The following is a 19,411-nucleotide window of genomic DNA, read 5'->3' as shown; positions in this document are numbered from 1 at the left end:
AAGCTACTCCCATTGCAATAATTATTTCAATAGATAAAAATCTTGAAAGTGTCTTTCTTATATCCCTAAATAAATTTTTAAAAAATGTTTTCCTCATTATTACCACTCCAACTTTTCTATGGACATTGGATTATCATTTTTCACAACGCTGTGAACTTTCCCATTTTTTACTGTTATTATCTTGTCTGCAATAGGGGTTAGAGCAGAGTTATGAGTAATAACTATAACAGTCATCCCTTGTTTTTTCGATGTATCAGATAATAGCTTAAGTATTTCTTTACCGGTATTATAGTCAAGTGCTCCTGTAGGTTCATCGCAAAGAAGTAACTTAGGATTTTTAGAAAGTGCTCTTGCTATGGATACTCTTTGCTGTTCCCCTCCTGAAAGTTGTGATGGGAAATTGTTCATTCTATCTTTTAGTCCAACGTTTTCAAGTATTTCCACAGGATTCATAGGATTTTTACATATTTCAACTGCGAGCTCTACATTTTCTATTGCATTTAGATTTTGAACTAAATTATAAAATTGAAATACAAATCCTATTTCATCACGCCTGTATTTTGTAAGCATTTTTTTGTTATATCCACTTATCTCATTACCATCTACAAGAATATTTCCACTAGTAACTTGATCCATACCACCTAAAAGATTTAGTATTGTGGTTTTCCCTGCACCACTAGCACCAATAACCACAACAAATTCTCCCTTTTCGATGGAAAATGAAACATCATCTACCGCTTTTATTATTACTTCTCCCATGGTATAAGTCTTTTTTACATTCTTTAATTGTATAAAATTCTTCATTTTTTAATCTCCTAATTCTATATTTTCAAAATGTTTCTCATTTCTATTCCATCTTGTTTTCCCCTCAGAATGATAGAAATATTCCCCACTGACGCTTGAACGTTTTTAGATATAAATCAGAAACAAGCTTACTATAAAATTGGATATCTTTATAACGATAATATAGAACAAAAACTTAAATAAAAAAATAAAACAAGAGCATTTGTTTAAGCTCTTGTTGATTAAATCAAGGTTATAATGTAATGTTGTTGTAAACACTCCAGTTTATTAGGACGCCATTTAAATTCCCTTAGTTCAGATTATTCTATTAAAAAATATCTCGTCATTATTATTCCAATGCCTAATACAATTAATATATAGATATACAGTAAGAACAATTCAGCTTTACCGGCTCCACTGCTTATATTTTTAATGCTGTCTTCTGGAATTCTAAAATTCTCAGTTATCTCAATACCATCTACATCATAAACAGATGTTTCTACTAGCTGAAAACTGTGCAAATTCTTTTCGACCGATTCTAAAAGAAGATTTTCTACTTCTTTGACTTTATATACTTCCATAAACTGTTGGTTTTCCACTTCAAATTTTACAGATTCCGTCACTCTATCCTCTGAATGATAGTCTGAATTCGAATAGGTCCAATAGTCCAATCCATAGTATTTAATCTCATCTGATAGGTTATAGGCGCTGACAGCAATGTATCTCTCGTCTTTTATCTCAATGGGATAGAACTGTACAACCGTGGAATACTCAGATGATTCAATCTTTGTTTGTACAATCCTATATTTATTATTAATTCCCTTTATAAATTTTGCAATCCCATTTACAGATTCATGGTTTCGACCTTTGAAAGAAGCCAGAAGTGTACCATTAATTTCTTTTGTTTCTAGGACATACGCTTCTACTGCACCATCAAAAGGTTTAATAAATTCCGTGATTCCACTGGACAAATCAGTTTTATCAATAGTATGTTTAAATTCAATAGTATACAAAAAATTGGAAAGAACTACTGTTAAAATTACACATAGTGTTGCTGCTAATATTCTCGTTTTCTTGACTTTCTTAAGAAATTTAAGCTCTATTGTTGGGATTTTATCAGTTTTTCCAATATCTGAAATCATTTGTTCATACGTGTTTTTACATTCTGAACAAGTTCTTAAATGCTCTTGTACAGCTCGATTTGTATCTTCGCTTGTAAGTTTTTCAATATAATTCGGAAACAAATCCTGTACGATGCTGCATGTTAATTCTTTTTTCATTCTTGTCCCTCCTTCATTAACTTCTGTTTACCTCTATAAAAAACAACCCGTTCCTCTTGTGTTATATTCCAATTATACCTTGTCCCACCCATACAATACAATTTACACCTAAATGATTTATGTAAACAATGTACCTCTATACTTTTTAGCAATTACTATCAACAAAAATAACGTGCTAATTGTAATGTTAATTATCACGTTAAATGTCATGTTGTTTTATTAAATTGAAAATTTTTCAAAATGAATTTTATTTGAATCAATATTAAATATTTTTAAGTCTACGACTACCTTCTCCATCATAACTTTCGGTCCGCATAAGAAAAAATCGTAATCAAGATTATCTTTTAATAATCTCTTAACTCTAGCACCATCCACATATCCTTGCTCTCCATTATATTTTTTATCTGAAGATAGTACAGCGATAATGGTTAGATTTTTCATGTTACTTGCTATTGAATTTAGCTCTTCATAGCAAATTAATTCACTATTATCGCGAACACCCCAAATCAAAATAACTTCTCTTGCTTTTTCTTTTACATTTAAATACCTTAACATACTTAAAAATGGTGTTATTCCAATTCCTCCAGCAATAAAGCAAAGCTTATTATCTTTTGGTAAATCTAAATAAGTAAAACAACCAAAACTACCGTCAACGTATGCTTTATTACCTATCTTTGCTTTCACAATGCTGTTGGTAAAGTCTCCAAGTTGCTTAACTGTTACAGAAACATAATCCTTCTCTGCCGGTCTGGAAGATATAGTAAAAGGATGTTCATCTTTTGGGATTTCTGTATTATAAAGCTTAACATATAAAAATTGTCCTGGTTTATAATTAAATAATTTATTATTTTTAGGCTTTAACTTTAGGGTAATTATATTTTCTCTTTCCTTTACAATATCTGATATAGTATATTCCTTGCTCTTTGCAATACTTCTTTTTAATACTTTATGATTTAAATACATAGATAAAGCTATTGCAAAGTAAACAGTAAGTGTTATTTCTAATGGAATATTTGTCTTTACCGATTCACTTAAAAGTATATGAATTAATAAAATACAAACTCCTATTACAGTAATGTTATGAACTGCAATAAGAAATTCATGCTTTGGTTTTATTAATTTCTTTAATAAATTTCTTACCTCATCTACTATTTTAATTTTAAAAAATAGCTTGTTAATCATTAATAGCGTACTAATAACAATGATTGCACCAAATATCACAAGAGTAGCACTTCCTAATGTTGTTTGAAACGAATCGCGAAAATAACTATCCTTGATCTGGCTATGTATAAGCCCAAAAATAAATGCAACTATAGCCATAACCATATGGAATCTATACATTTTATCCATTCCAAAGTTTCTTTCAATAAACTTTGGCCTAGCAGTAATTATAAATTGATTTACAAAAAACACGTAGGAACATATCCCTAGTGCTCCCCCTATTAGAAACAGAAGATCATTGTTATTTTTTGCTACTTGGACTATATAAAAATATACAGGTAATGCTGGTGACAGGAAATACAACAAAATCCATAACATCTTTTTCATCTTGATACAAACATCTCCTTTTTATATTTATAATATTAAGTAATTATTGCAATGGAAAAGGAACTAACCAGTAGTTAGCTCCTTTTTAATTAATAGTGCCTCATAATATCTTAGAGTATTTTCTAATCTATAAATACTTTTTTCGAGTCCACCTAATCTATTCCTCTCAAGCCATATTTCTTTATAATCTTTAATAAGCACCCTCATTTGGTCAATAGTACTTATGATTATTTCCTCATAAATGTCTTTTTCAGAATTCCCCTTTATGTGTTTTTTTACAATTCCTATATCAGCGCTAATCTTTATAAGTTGTGCTGCACTTTTAAGTTCCTTATATAGGAGCTGTGAATCTTTAGACTTAATATCAGAAAATTTAACACTATTCATTAATTTATCAACATATTTTTTTATGTCAAATAATGTTTCTATATCCATTTTATCAACCCATTTATAATCATCATTATTAGAAAATAAAATGGAGAAAATATTTGTCCGATTTGATAAATATTCTTTTTCTATATTATAATAGTTTCCAAGGTCCATAATAAATTTTCCACTTATATTGTTATTATCAAGTGTTATGAATTTATCGATATAGGCTGCTATATTAACATCCGTATTTTTTTCCACATTCCAGCTGAGTGCAGCACCATAAATAAATCCTGGATAACTAAAAGGTAAGTATTGCCAATGGCCATTATCTCCCCAATCAGTTATAAGAAATCCTTCAGCTCCATATTTTTTACCACTTATAGCGGCGTTTAATAAACTACCTTTCATATTATCTGTACGACCTGAGATAGAATTCCAACTACTCGTACCAGGACATACGTAAAATGGCACTTTATTTTCAAAATAATTTCTACAATTCTCTTCAAAAGGATGGTTTTTTTCATATCCCCACTCTAACGCGATCATATCTTTTGGGAGTTGTGGGATTAATTCAGGGTGTTGGGTTATAATATCGCCCCACATCATCATTTTTTTATTATACTTCTTTGTTAACCCGTATATTTTCTTAATATAATTAAGATATATATTTCCAACCCCAATTTTATCACTTAGCTCCTTACTTTTCCCTCTGCCCAGTTCAAAAGGTTCATCACATCCAACATTTAAAAGATTTGATGTATAGTAAGGTATTAAGTCTCCATAAATTTTATCTACAAGCTCAATAGACCTTGGATCTTCTGGATTAAGGGTACCCGATTTAGTATTATATCCATATGCGTCTAAACAACCTTCTGGTGCTTCAGCTAATTGCTTAAATTTATCTTTTTCAAGCCAGCTTTCCATATGTCCAAAGCTATTTTGATTAGGTACGAGTTCTATAAATCTATCCATGCAATAAGCATTAATCTCTAAAATCTCTTCTCCAGTTATTGGGTTTTCATGTTTCCACAAATCAGACATGGATTGATAAGCAAAAGCAAACCCTTCAATATATAGCTGTATCTGATTTATTTTAAGATCTGCGAACACATCAATTAATTTAAACAGAGTTTTCATTTGCGGAATTTTGTTTCTACTTATATCAAGCATTACGCCTCTTACTTTAAAATCAGGTTTATCCTTAATTGTCATACATGGTATATAACGTTTATAGTGATTTATAATTTGCTTCAAAGTTATAGTACCATAAAAAGCTCCTGCTACAGAACCATAATAGATTATAATTCCACCTTCATTAATTTCAAGTTTGTATTCTTCATTTAAAAGATTATTGTCTCTTATTATTGATATTCCGCATTCTAAAAAATTGTCACTTCCTGTTAAAATATCAACACAAATAGAGGTATACTCAATGATTGCTTTTTTTAGTGCCTTACTGGTTTTAAATAGCTCTTCTTTATCCTTTTCTTCAATATAAATATAAGCTTCATTTGAAAACGTAAAAGCGCCCTCATAATTTATAATTTGTTCAGGTACTGGAACAATTAAAAGCTGTTTTCTAGCCATTTTGACCTCCCCCTTCTTATACATCATATGAGTAATAAAAATAATTTGTGTAGTTTATTGCAACCATTTCTGCTTTTCATTATTTTATAAAAAAATCCCCTATAAAGTAGTTTTTTTAAAAATTGCTACTCTATAGGGTATATTCTATCTTAAAATCCCATCAATTTTCACAAGTTCTTCAGTAGTAAATCCAAGATTATCTAAAGCTTTTACATTCTCTTCTATTTGACTTACTCTGCTGGCTCCAATTATTGCTGAGGTAAGTCTACCTTCACGAAGAGCCCATGCGAGTGACATTTGAGCCATACTTTGACCTCTTTTAGAAGCTATTTCATTTAAAGATTTAACTTTACTAACAACCTCTTCAGATATTTCCTTTTCATGCAAAAATCCTGTCTTAGAAGCAGCTCTTGAATCCTCTGGAATTCCATTAAGGTATTTATTTGTTAGTAATCCCTGTGCTAACGGACAAAATGCAATACTACCTATTCCTTCCTCAATAAATAAATCTTGAACATCGCCTTCAATCCAACGGTTAAGCATAGAGTATTTTGGCTGATGTATCGTACAAGGTGTACCTAATCTCTTAAGAATTTTTGCTGCTTCTCTTGTCTGTTCAAGATTATAGGAAGATATCCCTACATAAAGAGCTTTACCTTGACGCACCATAAGATCTAAGGCTCCCATTGTCTCCTCCATTGGTGTATTAGGATCTGGTCTATGAGAGTAGAATATATCAACATAATCTAAACCCATTCTTTTAAGACTTTGGTCTAAACTTGCAATCATATACTTCTTTGACCCCATGTCACCATATGGTCCTGGCCACATTACGTACCCTGCTTTTGAGGATATTATAATCTCATCTCTATATTGTTTAAGATCTTTATTTAAGATTTTACCGAAATTTTCTTCTGCAGAGCCCGCTGGAGGTCCGTAATTATTAGCAAGATCAAAATGGGTTATACCTAAATCAAAGGCACGTAACACCATTTCTCTTCCATTTTCAAAGTTATCTACTCCTCCAAAGTTGTGCCAAAGTCCTAAAGAAATCGCTGGCAACTTCAGCCCACTTTTTCCACATCTATTGTACTTCATTTCAGAATATCTTTCACCATCTGCTAAATATGGCATTGTATCATCTCCTGTTATATATTTTGATTCCCTAAATTGACATTTAATGAATACTAATAGAAAAGTTTTGATACTTTATTTGGATTCAACTTATTTGTAGTAATGAAATATCGGAAATTTAGATATATAACTGTATATACAACTACAGCAATAATGCCAAATGTTCTCCATGTTTCCATAACAATGCCTCCTTAGAAGTTTTATGTATTATAAGACCTCCGTAATCCTTCATATAGTCTTATTATACCATATCATTCAATATTAACAATTTATACTCGTATGTGAATATTTGAAATTTATATTTATGTAATATATAATTGAATAAAAAACAAATGTATTTTATACCGCACTATGATTTCTATTATTTAGGAGGTAAGCTATATGGTTGGGTTGTTGTTTGGATTGCTTGAATCACTATTTGATTTACTGTGCCTCGGTCAAATGTTAATGATGTTTAAGAAAGCACATAAATTAAATACAGATGAAAATTATCGTAATTCAATAATTAATCAAGGAAATAATAAAATAAATGAGAACGGAGAACTTTATACTGGCTTTAAAAGGTTCAAGTCAGTTCATGGATATATAAGATACCGGCATGCAGGGTTTATAGCATGGGGTATATTCGCTATTTTATTTATACTTATAAACATTTCAATATATATAATAGATATTAACATTAACATTATTATTGAATTTTTTACAATTGTAACTGCTATGATTGTTACAGACTATATTTTATATAAAAGGAATAAAAATGTTATATCAGATATAATTCATATTTCTCACAAAGTAAACAACTAATAAAAAAATAGGTAGCAGGGTTTATAACTCCTGCTACCTTCATTGCTAAAATAATTTTTATTTCATGGACTAATTATCATATAGTTTATGAACATAAAAACTTTTTCTTATTCCATACTATCCATGCCTACTGAGTAGAATGCTTTAATAACTTAAAACCACGAGTATCGTCATAACAACAAAATATATAGCTAATGGTATATATTGCTTTTTATCTACATCGCTATACTCTTCTTTTATTTCTACGTAATCGTCTCTTGTCTCCATATAATCTTCTTGAACTAACTCTAAGCCTTCATGTTCCTCTTTATACTGCTTAAGTTTTCTTAGACTTATAAATAATATAGTCCCTCCAATTATAAAAAGTACTGATGCACTAATCAGCGATGAGGAAAGGCTTACATTCATTGCATCCGCTGTCGCCGTTTCTTTTACTGGGTCTATAACACCGTTTTCTATTCCAGTTTCCTGAAGCTTCATGAAAGCCATTGCTACTTTACTTATAGTAAAAGATATTGCATTATTCGCTGCGTGAAGTACCATACTTCCTACAAGCGATCCCGTATATTCTCGTATCTTTAGTAAAATAATTCCTAAAAACATTACATAGATAATTTGCATTAGATTCCCATGGAAACTTGCAAATATTGCAGTTATTATAAAATATTTTAATTTTTTATTCATTCCTTCATATGCATCTAAAAAAATTCCTCTAAAGAATATTTCTTCAAAAAATGCTGGGATCAATACTACCACTATTAAACCCAATAATGTTGAACTATTAGTTAGCAAATCAGATATTACCTTGCTATCCTCTATTACAACGGGGAATAACTGCATGCTTATAGCATTAATACCAATAGCAAAAATATATGTGCCAACTGATGCAACCATAACTAAAATAACTTGTTTTAGAGAAATTTTCTTAATTACCATTACATTTTTAAAACTTCGTTTTGTAATCTTACAATATAATAAAGTGATTCCACCAAGTGCTATAATACTAGCACCACCAGAAATAATTAGTGAAGTATTTTCTTTTATATCATCATTTAATCCAAATGAATTACCTATTATAATAGGTATTAAAACAAATAACGATAGCGCCGCTAATAATAAGATATTAGCTAATAGTGTCTTTTTATTTTCCATAAATTCGCTCCTTTATCTTCTTAAAAGCATAGTTTCTTTAAATACAACCCTAACTGCAATAAATGCTAGTACAACAATATACATAATAAGCCAAGCTCCTACAATAATCAAATGCTCCATATTTAATATTCCTAAAAGAATCTCATTTAAAATAGCTATGGAGTTTATAATTGGTATATTTAAAAATATATAGCTTAAATTCTTAATGTCGATAAAAATGAATAAGTAATTAAGTATTATGATGAAAAAGAATACTATAGTCATATACGCTTGTGCCTCTTTAAAATTTTTAGCATATAATCCGATCATAAATTGCACAAGTGAAATTCCAATATACGTTAATATTATCATAAATATCATTATAATAATATTTATAGTGGTTAATGTATTAATATTTATAAGTTCAGTGCTAGATACCTTTGATACTATTATAAATGCTCCTAACGAAATTAAAATTTCTGCTAAAACAATTACTAGAAGAGCAGCATATTTAGCTCCTATAACAGTCTTTCTCTTAGCCTTTGTTAATAGCAATGCTTCTAAAGTACCTCTTTCCTTCTCTGTCACACAAATTTCTGTAACCACTTGCATTCCAATGCTGAGAGGAAATAATAAAATACACATTGGTAATATATAAAAAAATCCCATTTGCTCCTCTGTTACCTCAGATACATTCACCTTTTTAGACGAATAACTATCTAATATTTTCATGTCTATATCCTTTGAACTTAATGTATTGCTTACTAATTCCATTTCATAATCTTGTATTAGCTTTTCTATTCTAGTGTAATTTTCATCTATTAGGTCAGTAGTTTTTCTATAGGCATTTATTTCTATTTGCCTTCCTATCTCCATGTCATTTGAAAATCCTTTCGGAAATTCTAACACTAAATCATAATCTTCATTAATTACTACAGCTTCTCCTATTACTACCTTCATGTTTTTATCCATTGTCACTATTTTTTGTATTAAATCCTGTGACTTCTCATCCTTTTGTACTACTATTTTAAGCTTAAAGTTCGAGCTATCTTTTGATGCTCCATCCGCCATTTTGTTAATAACGCCTTCCATATTAAACATATATATATACATTAGAATCGGGATTAAAAAAAATGAGATTAAACTCTTTTTATCCCGAATAAAATTTCTTAACTCTTTTTTTAAGACCGCATAAAACATCTTCTCACCTATACCCTAAATATAAATTTTTCACTGTTTATGGACATAATACATAATGCTACACTTATAATTATATATATAACTAACCATCCAATAACTATAAAAACATTTACGAAATTAACAATCCCTGCCGTAAGTTGTTTTAATAATAACACCACATTAAATATAGGCATATGGTATAATATCGGGCTTTCCGGAAGAAACATAGACATAACTATTGGAACCATTATTAGAATTAAAAGAGGCAAAACCAACATTTGGCTTTCCTTATAATTTTTAGCAAAGAAACTAAGTGTTAATTGCAATGCACTTATAAATATCACCGTAAGCATTAGTATAACTAGACTTATCATAATCCCATAAACATTCATATTAATTGAAGTCATTTTAAATTTAAAAGCTAAAATTACAGCTATTCCTGTTAATCCTAACACCAATATAGATATTATTGAAATAATTACACTTACGATTGATACGAAAAGTAGCTTGCCCAGTAGAATTTTATATCTAGGACATTTGGTGCATAAAAAAGGCTCTAAAGTATTTTTTTCTTTTTCTCCTGCAGCTATATCTGTAGTTAAATAAGATGTTGAAATCATTGGTAATAAAAGAAACACCAGGGGAAGTAGAATGCTAACCATTACTGACATCATGTCCATTTCCTTGCCATTTTCACTTAGGGGCCGTAAGGTTATTGGGTTTATATTTTTATATTTAAGTCCTTTTGCCTGGAGCTCCGAGGTAATATACTCCTCTTTTACACTCTCAATACTCTTCGTAATCCTGTCAATTAAGAAACTCTTTTTTGTTGAATCATATTTAATCAATATCTCCTGATTTTTATTCTCAGAAAGTACAATAATAGCATCAATTGTCCTATCTAATATATCACTATCACTATAAACTTTGTCATCAAATATTTTTACTCCCTCGGTTTTCTTCATAGCTTCCATAACTTCTACATTGTGTCCTTCAAAACTAACCTTTATCCCGGAAACATCGCTTTTTATAGAAATAAATGCACCAAATGCTACTACTGCAATTACTACGGGATAAACTAGTATTGGAATCAACAGTGTATTTACAATCAATTTTTTATCTCTTATATACATCTTAAATTCATGTTTAAATATGTTTAATATTGTATTCATTCTCTACCCCATCTGTTATTAAGTGAATAAAGATATCTTCCAAGTTATCTAGCGAATATTTCCCTTTTAGGTAACTGTCCGTTCCTTCCTCAATTAATTTGCCTTTATTTATTATAATTACCCTTTGACAAAGTCTTTCTATTTCACTTATAGAATGGCTGGAAAATAGAATCGTTTTTCCTTCCTTTGACCACTTTAGAATTAAATCATATAACAGTCTTCTTGCAACAACGTCAAGTCCTGTAGTAGGCTCATCTAGAAGCATAACTTTAGGGTCATGAACTATAGCTCTTGCAATAGCTATCTTTTGCTTCATACCTCTAGATAATTCTGATGCTTTCGTGTCTAAGTAATCTTCAAACTGAAAATATTCTGATAAATGTTTAATTCTATTATTAAGCTCTTCCTTTTTCATATCATAAAGTTGTCCAAAAAATTCAATATTCTCTCTTGCAGTTAGTCTTTCATAAAGAGCTACATCCCCACCAAATAGCGCTCCAATTGATCCCCTAACCTTTTCACCATATTTTTGAACATCATAACCATCAATTACAGCAGTTCCTTTTGTAGATTTTAAAATTGTAGCAAGAATTCTAAGAGTAGTAGTTTTCCCAGCTCCATTCTCTCCAAGGAGCCCTACAATTTCTCCTGCCTTTATACTAAAGGTCACATTTTTTAATGCCAGTACCTTTTTACTATATTTCTTGTACAATCCATTTACTTCAATCAATGCTTCCACACCCTTTTTCTTCTTTGTAAATATAAGAGTATTATACTATATATTTCTATTAAACCTCAACACGTTTTTTTACTTTTTCACTGCCCTTGGATTAGATTTATAGCAAAGATCTAAAAATTTTTCGTTTGGCGTAAACATAAGTTGCATCTTGTTGTTTCCTTCTGTAACCATTGCAACATATACCTTTGCCTCCTGATCATCATGATAACACTTTACTATATCTCCTGGTTTGTTAGAAAAATCTTTTACAAAAACACTATTTTGGGGTGCAAGTAGAGCCACCTCTTTGATATTAAAAGTAGTAACCTTTTTTCTTTTTTTCATTTCTAGTATTTTTTCTATGTCGATATCTCCATTAGTAAATTGATACTCATACTCTACAAATAAATTTTGCTTATAAAAAAAGCATGCAGCAGCCACAATTAATGATACTATTGTAAAAATAAAATTTTCCGTTAGAGTTATTAGAGCAAAAAATGAAAATACATATGTTGCCACCTTTACTATTTTGTAAAAAACCGTTTTATTTGTTCTTACTAGTTGTTCATAAAAATGATCCATTTTATTTCCCCCTCTTTTGTCTATTTTATAGAATTTTTGTATTCCATTGGTGCACATCCTTTTAAATTCTTAAATACCCTATTAAAGGTTTTAACACTATTAAACCCTGACTTATAAGCTACCTCTAAAATAGAGCTCTTATCATAATAAAGAAACCATTCCGCTTTTGTTATTTTAAAATTATTTAGATAATCTAAAAAAGTCACCCCAGCATTCTCCTTAAAGAACCTAGAAAAATGATACTTACTAAAACCCGCCACCTTTGAAATCTCATCTAAATCAATACCATCTTGATAATTGTCTTCTACATATTCAAACACTTTTGAAAGTCTCCCCAGTTTCTCCATTTGGTGACTCTCTGACTCTTTGGAATATATACCTTTAGGCATATATCGAAGCAATATTCCAGCCAAATCATATAATCTTCCCTTTAAAAAAAGCTTGTATCCTTCCTTTGCTTCACTATGTTCCTTAATTAATTCTTGTATCTGTTTTTCCATGAGAGTATGCATTTGTGTTCCTGGGGTTAGATGCATAGATTTATTGAAGGTGGGCCTAATACCCTTGGTATCCTCATCGCCATAAAGGAAAGTATCATAAACAGACATTCTAAATTGAATTACAGCTCTTGTACTGAGTCCCCTTTCCTCAAAAAAACAATGTACAGCACCTGAACCTATAAAGAGTATATCTCCCTTATTCAAATTATATATTTCATTGTTAATAGCTACTTTAACTAGGCCCTCTACTAGATATATAATCTCTATATCTTCATGAAAGTGGTGAGGAGTACTTGAATATCCCTCATTTAAAAATAGTCTAAAAGGAAAATCCGGCTCTAATACTGTTTTTTCAAGGTTTCCCTGCATTATATCCCTCCATTACCTTCTACATTATATAAAACCACTTATAATCAAATAAGGTATACAAGCATTTACTCGTATACCATTTGCTAATTTCTGCTATAACTCTATTTTAACTCTTTTTGTTCCAGATTCATAGATGCCACATATCATTTTTTGTGTTTTTATAGCCTCTTCCCCATTTATATCAGGCGGAAGTCCAGCACTAATGGAAGAATAGTAATTTCTTATTTGTTTTGTATGACTTACACCCCAATAACCCTTAACACCATCCCCATAGCTAAAAGCCTCAGAGGTATTAGTATCAGCGATGAACTCTCTTCCATCATTAAGTTTTACATGTGCTCTATCTCCTACCATCGTTGCAATTCCTTTTTCGCAGTGAAGCTCAATTTCTACTGGTGAATCATATGTGTAGTAGTTAATAGCATGAAAAGCCGTAACTACACCATTCCTATATTTTATAACTCCTTCTGCAGAATCTTCTACCTCTATTATTTCATGAGCTCTATTGCTTATATTTGCATCAATATATTCTATATCACTATCAACAAACCATCTCATTAAATCCATGGTATGAATAGCTTGATCAATTATAACTCCGCCACCCTCCATATCCCAGGTACCTTTCCAATCACTGTGACTATAATACTCGTCAGACCGATTCCAAGTAACTTGAAGTTTACCGGCTAGTATTTTGCCGAGTTCTCCCGACTCCAGGGTGTTTTTAATTAGCCTTGATCCTGGATTGTATCTATTTTGAAATATAACGCCGAGGGTAACATTGTTCTCCTTAGCAGCCTTTATCATAGCCTCTGCATCGCTAAGTTTAATAGACATTGGTTTTTCAGTTAGCACATGTTTCCCCTGGTTTGAAGCGCATATTGAAACCTGCGCATGTAAATAGTGAGGCAGACATATATGTACTACATCTACTTCTTCTTTTGACAGCATTTCTTTATAATCCGTATAATAGTTACAATCATATTGTTTTGCTTTATCCATGGCTCTTACTTTTTTAACATCGCAAACCGCAACAATTTTTGTATTTTCTAATCCCTTTATTGATTGTGCATGCATAGGAAATATATTTCCACAACCAATAATAGCCACTTTAAATATTTTCATTTTTTTCATCTCCTAAATAATACTATAACAATTTTTTTAAGTATTCGTTGCCAAGTTTTAATCCTTGTTTTATTTTTTCTTCACTGCCTTCATAATCTGGATCTTCATGTTCAATACTTACTACTCCCTCGTACCCTATTTGATTTAACGTAGAAATAAACTTTTCCCAATTAACTTGACCAAGTCCTGGCATTTTAGGAACCCAAAAACCAAATCCCTCATTAGTATTTAATTGTTTATTAAACACACCATACTCTTTAAGTTTATCTTGAAGAACCTCTGTATCCTTAGCATGTACATGGAATATTCTATCCTTAAATTCTTTGATTGGGTTAATGTAATCTATAAGCATACCAACTAAATGAGATGGATCATAATTTAACCCGAAGTTTTTACTAGGAACTCTTTTAAACATTTCTCTCCAAAGTTCTGGACTAAAAGAAATAGTTCCTGGCTGTCCAGGAGCTTGCCATCCCACCATATGACAGTTTTCAATCATTACTTTTATTCCTTTAAGTTCAGCATAAGCAACCAAATCTTTAAATACCACCTCGAATTCATCAAAGTTATCTTCTATGGATTTATCAATATTTCTACCAATAAATGTTCCAACTGAAGGTACTCCAAGTAAAACTGCTGCATCAACACATTTCTTGAAATGATTATTTACAAACTTTCTCTTTTCTAAATCTCTATCTAAATTATTGTCATAATAAGCAATAGATGAAATTGTTAAACCATATTCTTTAAAATATTTTAAAATTTCATCTGCATCATCCTTGGTAAAGTTCGCTACATCTATTTCACTTCCTGAATAATCACGAATATTAGTCCTTGGCCAACAGGAAAGTTCTAAAGCTTTAAACCCTTGTTCACTTGCCCATTTAGCTTTTTCTTTAAGTGGTATACTTCCAAGACATCCTGTTAAAAATCCTAAATACATATTAACACCCCTTCGTAACTAAATTTTTTAGATTGTTATACCCTATTTCTACGCTTTCAAGGGACGGTCTAGTAAAATACTCTTGCTCAATTATTAGCCACTGCGCCCCCTGTTTTTCTGCCTCACATATTATAGAAGAAATATTCATTATCCCATTTCCTACTTCAGTAGACTCTGTCTTATCCCCTACCTTTTGCATATCCTTTATGTGAATAAGTGGGAAGCGCCCAGCATGCTTTTTAATAAAATCAACAACATTTACCCCAGCGTATTCTACCCAATAGGTGTCAATTTCCCCCTTCACAAGATCTGAATCTGTTTTACTGTATATTATATCTAGTCCGTACTCACCGTCAAATTCTTTAAATTCATGAGCATGATTATGATATCCACAGATTAACCCGTTATCTTTACATTTTTGTCCAATGACATTTAACTTTGCAGCTAGAGCTAAAACATCCTGTTTACTTTTAATCTCTGCATATGCGCATATTATATATTTATTTCCGATTTCTAAGTTATACTTTATTACAGCATCAATATTTTCCGTGAGTTCTGAAAGCGATACATGGCTTCCGCAAACCTTTAATTTAAGGCATGCAAGTAGTGACTTAAGTTCTGAGCTACTAAGTCCACCATATCCAGCAAATTCAACTCCATCAAATCCTATTTCAGAAACTTTCTGTAATGTGCCTTTAAAATCTTTTTCCATTTCATCTTTAACGCTCCACAGTTGAAGTCCTATAGGTGTTTTCATCTCTAAAGACCTGGTCATTCAAATTCCTCCTCTTATTTATTTAAATATACTGGTTTTCCAGTTTTAGAAGACTCATATATTGCTTCAAGTATTTCCGTAACTACAAGTGCCTGTCTAGGTGTTACTACAGGTTCTTTATCCTCTAATATACAATTTATCCACTGCCTTGCTTCTACTTCTGCTGGGTCGTCGGAAGTTCCTTCATAAAACGCTACACCACCAGAACTAAAATCAACTTTAGTTTCATAAAGCCTTCCTAAATTTTCTCCATTAAGTCTGAGTCCATCTTTCATGTCAGCTCCACCCTCTGTTCCACAAAGAGTTGTCTGAGCTTCTGCAACATCAAGACTATTAAGTGCCCAGCTTGATTCTAAAACTATAGTTGCTCCATTTTCCATTGTAATAAATCCAAAAGCTGAATCTTCTACAGTAAATTTTTCTGGATCCCAAGGTCCCCATGCATTTGCAGCATCCTTTTTACTACTAAGTTTATGATATACATTACCAACCACATATTTAGGTTTATAGTTGTCTAACATCCAAAGTGTCAAATCTAGTGCATGAGTCCCAATATCTATTAATGGTCCTCCACCTTGCTCAAATTCATTAAGAAATACTCCCCAAGTTGGGACTGCTCTTCTCCTTATTGCATGCGCTTTTGCAAAATATACATCACCTAGAGCTCCATTTTCACAAGTTTTCTTAAGATACATGGAGTCTCCTCTAAATCTATTTTGATAACCTATAGTTAGTTTCTTGCCTGTATGCTCCGCAGCTTCAAGCATAACTCTGGCTTCTTTTGAGGTTTTCGCCATTGGTTTTTCACACATTACATGCTTTCCAGCTTCCAAAACATCTACAGTAATAAAACTATGCGATCTATTGGGTGTACATACATGGACTACATCTATACTTTTATCTAATAAAAGTTCTTTGTAATCTACATATACCTTTGCACTCTCACATCCAAACTCTTTAGCTGCCTTTTCTGCTTTTTCCTTATCTGTATCACAGAATGCCACCATCTCTACCTCAGCTATTTTGGATAAACTAGGCATGTGCTTTCCATTTGCAATACCTCCACAACCAATTATAGCTATTTTTAATTTTTTCACTACATTTATATTTTCCATTATCACACCAGCCTCTCTATTTTTTTATATAGTGCTTTAATAAATATTTACCGTTTACATATATTATATTATACCTTTATGTGTTCTATTTCTCCCCATAGATTGCTAACATCTTCTCAAATATTGCTATTTTACAATATATATACCATCAAGAAAAATACTATCTATAGATAAGGAATTATCTCTAGATAGCATTTGCCTTAGTATTTAAATTGAGCTATGTTTTTCTCCATATTTTCTGCTAATTCGGCTAAAACTTCACTAGCTTTTGCCATCTCATTAACTGAGGCTGTTTGTTCTTCAACAGACGCTGAAGTTTCTTCAGTGCTTGCAGCATTTTCCTCTGAAATAGAAGATAGGTTTGCTATCATTTCAATAATTTCTTCTTTTTTATTGCCCATTTCTTGTCCAGATTCATTTAATGTTTGTATAATTAATTTCATTTCCCTCATTGTATTTGAAATACCCTCAAACTTCTCATTTGTGTTATAAACACTTTGAGTCTGAGCTGCTGTAAATCCTTCTACTTTTTTCATAGTCTTAACTGCATTTTCAGTCTTATTAGAAAGTTCTTGAATTACTTTTGTAATTTCAGAAGTAAAATCATTAGACTGTACTGCTAGCTTTCTTACTTCATCCGCTACTACTGCAAATCCCCGTCCTGCCTCGCCTGCCCTAGCTGCTTCTATCGCGGCGTTTAGTGCTAAGAGATTTGTTTGATCTGCAATGGTTTTAATCATTTCACTAGCTTTTTCTATCTTTCCTGCGCTCTCGTTTGTTTGAATAATATTAAGCTGTATATCGCTAGTTGCATTACTACTATCTGTTGTTTTTTCAATTAAATATTTTAATGTTTCAAAGCCTTCATTTGTTTGTTTATTAACTTCCTCTAAAGCCTTATTTAATTTGCCCATCATATTTTGATTTTCGGCTATACATTGACCTAGCACATTTACATTTATAACTCCTTTTTCTGCTTCTTTTGCTTGATCATTAGCCCCCACTGCGATTTCTTCTATAGCCATTGATATTTCCCCTGATACTTCTGATAACTGATAACTACTAGCTGTTAATTCTTTTGATGATGATGCTACCTGCTCGGATGAATTTCCTACATTTTTGATTATTCCCTTGATATCATTTTTCATTTTATCTAATGCCTTGGCCATTTCTCCAAATTCATCAATTTTATTTAATAGCTCTTTAGGTATTTCTTTTGTAAAATCACCTAGTGACATGGTTCCTAAAACTCCCTTTAATTTAGCAATTGCTTGTATTGCATAATTAGACGTTTTAAATGAAAAGAAAGCAAGAATAGCAAAAGCAGCAAATCCCGATACCAGAATAATAAGAATATTCTTATTTATAGCTAAATTAACTTCTTTCATTGAAATTCCGAGCTTTATTGCCCCAAGTCGTTCTGCGTCTAGAACAACAGGAACTAAAACATCTTGTACCATAATTGCCTTAGAAGTGTCTTCAGTTTTATAGTAGATGATGGAATCAAACATTTCGCCTTCTACTGCAGCTACTTTACTACCTTCATCTGTAAGCTTAATTCCTATTTTCTTTTTATCACCGTTTGCAACTGCTTTTAAATTTTTATCAACAAAAATTGCGTAAACAATATTCTTATCTTTTACTAAATTTTCAACCAATGTTTGATAACTAAATTTCTTGGTTAATGCTTCAACTTCATTTCCCCTTATACCTACTTGTATAAATGTATTATCATTATTCTTTAGGTATCCATACTTATTATAATTATCCGAATCTGGCTCCTTTCTTAATTCATCCATAAGCTCATTTTTCCCACTTAGTCTAAAATCATCTACAGGTTGACCTTTTTTAGGCTTACTTCCAATGTAAGAATCAACATTCGAATAAATAATCACTCCTTCAGCAGAATACCAATGTATTTCATCTACATTTGCACTTTCTGCAATCCTTTTCAGAAGGTCACTACTTAAAATGTCCTTATCTGATATAACAATATTTTCTACCGTTCTAATTTTATCTTCTATCATTGTATTAATGGTTCTTAAAGACAGTTTGTTGTTAACTACCTGTGATGCTACCTTATTTGCAAGGAGTACAGTATCTGACTTTGTCTGTTTAAGCAAACTTGATCTAAGAGACAATGAAGATATAACACCTATTGTTGAAATTGATATAAACATAACAACTAACGGAATCATAATTAATTTTGTCTTAATCGAAGATTTTCTCGCTTTTTTTACTTTTCTTGCTTTTTTCATTTTCATTTGCATTTTCATAACAGCACTCCCCTATTCTTA

The 19,411-nt window shown here is 31.2% G+C and carries 18 protein-coding genes; 1 reads left to right on the top strand and 17 read right to left on the bottom strand.

Going from position 1 to position 19,411, the window contains the following annotated elements; translation table 11 throughout:
• Nucleotides 1-99: 99 nt before the first annotated feature.
• The 6 genes from ACJAX4_RS12955 to ACJAX4_RS12930 form a co-directional block, all read right to left on the bottom strand.
• Nucleotides 100-804: an ABC transporter ATP-binding protein gene (locus tag ACJAX4_RS12955; protein ID WP_435789878.1), complete on the bottom strand. Its 705-nt coding sequence runs from the start codon at nt 802-804 to the stop codon at nt 100-102.
• Between the two features lie 299 nt (nt 805-1,103).
• Nucleotides 1,104-2,063, bottom strand: coding sequence for a zf-HC2 domain-containing protein (locus ACJAX4_RS12950; RefSeq protein ID WP_435789877.1), 960 nt, complete (start codon nt 2,061-2,063; stop codon nt 1,104-1,106).
• A gap of 219 nt (nt 2,064-2,282) precedes the next feature.
• Nucleotides 2,283-3,611, bottom strand: coding sequence for a ferredoxin reductase family protein (locus ACJAX4_RS12945; protein ID WP_435789876.1), 1,329 nt, complete (start codon nt 3,609-3,611; stop codon nt 2,283-2,285).
• 63 nt (nt 3,612-3,674) lie between these two features.
• On the bottom strand, nt 3,675-5,570 hold the full coding sequence (locus ACJAX4_RS12940) for a beta-N-acetylhexosaminidase (protein ID WP_435789875.1): 1,896 nt from the start codon (nt 5,568-5,570) through the stop codon (nt 3,675-3,677).
• Between the two features lie 144 nt (nt 5,571-5,714).
• The gene (gene mgrA, locus ACJAX4_RS12935) at nt 5,715-6,704 is read right to left on the bottom strand and encodes an L-glyceraldehyde 3-phosphate reductase (protein ID WP_435789874.1); all 990 of its coding nucleotides are present in this window, start codon (nt 6,702-6,704) and stop codon (nt 5,715-5,717) included.
• A gap of 53 nt (nt 6,705-6,757) precedes the next feature.
• Nucleotides 6,758-6,883, bottom strand: a complete 126-nt coding sequence (locus ACJAX4_RS12930) for a hypothetical protein (RefSeq protein WP_435789873.1) — start codon at nt 6,881-6,883, stop codon at nt 6,758-6,760.
• Between the two features lie 202 nt (nt 6,884-7,085).
• On the opposite strand from ACJAX4_RS12930, the gene ACJAX4_RS12925 reads away from it, so the two are divergent.
• A complete protein-coding gene (locus ACJAX4_RS12925; RefSeq protein ID WP_435789872.1) occupies nt 7,086-7,508 on the top strand; it encodes a hypothetical protein in 423 nt (140 codons plus the stop codon).
• Nucleotides 7,509-7,652: 144 nt separating this feature from the next.
• On the opposite strand, the gene ACJAX4_RS12920 is transcribed toward ACJAX4_RS12925, so the two are convergent.
• The 11 genes from ACJAX4_RS12920 to ACJAX4_RS12870 all read right to left on the bottom strand — a co-directional run bounded on the left by ACJAX4_RS12920 (nt 7,653) and on the right by ACJAX4_RS12870 (nt 19,390).
• The gene (locus ACJAX4_RS12920) at nt 7,653-8,660 is read right to left on the bottom strand and encodes a lysostaphin resistance A-like protein (protein ID WP_435789871.1); all 1,008 of its coding nucleotides are present in this window, start codon (nt 8,658-8,660) and stop codon (nt 7,653-7,655) included.
• 12 nt (nt 8,661-8,672) lie between these two features.
• On the bottom strand, nt 8,673-9,839 hold the full coding sequence (locus tag ACJAX4_RS12915; RefSeq protein WP_435789870.1) for an ABC transporter permease: 1,167 nt from the start codon (nt 9,837-9,839) through the stop codon (nt 8,673-8,675).
• A gap of 8 nt (nt 9,840-9,847) precedes the next feature.
• Nucleotides 9,848-10,990 carry an ABC transporter permease gene (locus tag ACJAX4_RS12910; RefSeq protein ID WP_435789869.1) on the bottom strand — a complete coding sequence of 381 codons (1,143 nt, stop codon included), beginning with the start codon at nt 10,988-10,990 and terminating at the stop codon, nt 9,848-9,850.
• Nucleotides 10,965-11,720, bottom strand: a complete 756-nt coding sequence (locus tag ACJAX4_RS12905) for an ABC transporter ATP-binding protein (RefSeq protein ID WP_435789879.1) — start codon at nt 11,718-11,720, stop codon at nt 10,965-10,967. Before ACJAX4_RS12905 ends, ACJAX4_RS12910 begins: the two co-directional genes overlap by 26 nt.
• 78 nt (nt 11,721-11,798) lie before the next feature.
• Nucleotides 11,799-12,290: a DUF6106 family protein gene (locus ACJAX4_RS12900; RefSeq protein WP_435789868.1), complete on the bottom strand. Its 492-nt coding sequence runs from the start codon at nt 12,288-12,290 to the stop codon at nt 11,799-11,801.
• Nucleotides 12,291-12,310: 20 nt separating this feature from the next.
• On the bottom strand, nt 12,311-13,159 hold the full coding sequence (locus ACJAX4_RS12895; protein WP_435789867.1) for an AraC family transcriptional regulator: 849 nt from the start codon (nt 13,157-13,159) through the stop codon (nt 12,311-12,313).
• A gap of 93 nt (nt 13,160-13,252) precedes the next feature.
• Entirely contained in the window at nt 13,253-14,281 is a 1,029-nt protein-coding gene (locus tag ACJAX4_RS12890) for a Gfo/Idh/MocA family protein (protein WP_435789866.1), read from the bottom strand.
• A gap of 22 nt (nt 14,282-14,303) precedes the next feature.
• A complete protein-coding gene (locus ACJAX4_RS12885) occupies nt 14,304-15,224 on the bottom strand; it encodes a sugar phosphate isomerase/epimerase family protein (RefSeq protein ID WP_435789865.1) in 921 nt (306 codons plus the stop codon).
• Between the two features lies 1 nt (nt 15,225).
• On the bottom strand, nt 15,226-15,999 hold the full coding sequence (locus ACJAX4_RS12880; RefSeq protein WP_435789864.1) for a sugar phosphate isomerase/epimerase family protein: 774 nt from the start codon (nt 15,997-15,999) through the stop codon (nt 15,226-15,228).
• A 14-nt stretch (nt 16,000-16,013) separates the two neighbouring features.
• The gene (locus tag ACJAX4_RS12875; protein ID WP_435789863.1) at nt 16,014-17,114 is read right to left on the bottom strand and encodes a Gfo/Idh/MocA family protein; all 1,101 of its coding nucleotides are present in this window, start codon (nt 17,112-17,114) and stop codon (nt 16,014-16,016) included.
• Nucleotides 17,115-17,314: 200 nt separating this feature from the next.
• A complete protein-coding gene (locus ACJAX4_RS12870) occupies nt 17,315-19,390 on the bottom strand; it encodes a methyl-accepting chemotaxis protein (protein ID WP_435789862.1) in 2,076 nt (691 codons plus the stop codon).
• Nucleotides 19,391-19,411 lie beyond the last annotated feature (21 nt).

This window comes from Clostridium sp. (genome assembly GCF_051278035.1).
Classification (GTDB): domain Bacteria; phylum Bacillota; class Clostridia; order Clostridiales; family Clostridiaceae; genus Clostridium_AD.
The sequence above is the reverse complement of the archived record's forward strand: the minus strand, read 5'-3'. Positions and strand labels throughout refer to the sequence as shown.

What these genes read in the sequence shown, in the direction of transcription:
- ACJAX4_RS12955 (WP_435789878.1), bottom strand. Translation starts at nt 804, where the DNA reads ATGAAGAATTTTATACAATTAAAGAATGTAAAAAAGACTTATACCATG.
- ACJAX4_RS12925 (WP_435789872.1), top strand. Translation starts at nt 7,086, where the DNA reads ATGGTTGGGTTGTTGTTTGGATTGCTTGAATCACTATTTGATTTACTG.
- ACJAX4_RS12885 (WP_435789865.1), bottom strand. Translation starts at nt 15,224, where the DNA reads ATGTATTTAGGATTTTTAACAGGATGTCTTGGAAGTATACCACTTAAA.
- ACJAX4_RS12915 (WP_435789870.1), bottom strand. Translation starts at nt 9,839, where the DNA reads ATGTTTTATGCGGTCTTAAAAAAAGAGTTAAGAAATTTTATTCGGGAT.
- ACJAX4_RS12895 (WP_435789867.1), bottom strand. Translation starts at nt 13,159, where the DNA reads ATGCAGGGAAACCTTGAAAAAACAGTATTAGAGCCGGATTTTCCTTTT.
- ACJAX4_RS12910 (WP_435789869.1), bottom strand. Translation starts at nt 10,990, where the DNA reads ATGAATACAATATTAAACATATTTAAACATGAATTTAAGATGTATATA.
- ACJAX4_RS12870 (WP_435789862.1), bottom strand. Translation starts at nt 19,390, where the DNA reads ATGAAAATGCAAATGAAAATGAAAAAAGCAAGAAAAGTAAAAAAAGCG.
- ACJAX4_RS12920 (WP_435789871.1), bottom strand. Translation starts at nt 8,660, where the DNA reads ATGGAAAATAAAAAGACACTATTAGCTAATATCTTATTATTAGCGGCG.
- ACJAX4_RS12875 (WP_435789863.1), bottom strand. Translation starts at nt 17,114, where the DNA reads ATGGAAAATATAAATGTAGTGAAAAAATTAAAAATAGCTATAATTGGT.
- ACJAX4_RS12945 (WP_435789876.1), bottom strand. Translation starts at nt 3,611, where the DNA reads ATGAAAAAGATGTTATGGATTTTGTTGTATTTCCTGTCACCAGCATTA.
- ACJAX4_RS12900 (WP_435789868.1), bottom strand. Translation starts at nt 12,290, where the DNA reads ATGGATCATTTTTATGAACAACTAGTAAGAACAAATAAAACGGTTTTT.
- ACJAX4_RS12930 (WP_435789873.1), bottom strand. Translation starts at nt 6,883, where the DNA reads ATGGAAACATGGAGAACATTTGGCATTATTGCTGTAGTTGTATATACA.
- ACJAX4_RS12940 (WP_435789875.1), bottom strand. Translation starts at nt 5,570, where the DNA reads ATGGCTAGAAAACAGCTTTTAATTGTTCCAGTACCTGAACAAATTATA.
- mgrA (WP_435789874.1), bottom strand. Translation starts at nt 6,704, where the DNA reads ATGCCATATTTAGCAGATGGTGAAAGATATTCTGAAATGAAGTACAAT.
- ACJAX4_RS12880 (WP_435789864.1), bottom strand. Translation starts at nt 15,999, where the DNA reads ATGACCAGGTCTTTAGAGATGAAAACACCTATAGGACTTCAACTGTGG.
- ACJAX4_RS12890 (WP_435789866.1), bottom strand. Translation starts at nt 14,281, where the DNA reads ATGAAAATATTTAAAGTGGCTATTATTGGTTGTGGAAATATATTTCCT.
- ACJAX4_RS12950 (WP_435789877.1), bottom strand. Translation starts at nt 2,063, where the DNA reads ATGAAAAAAGAATTAACATGCAGCATCGTACAGGATTTGTTTCCGAAT.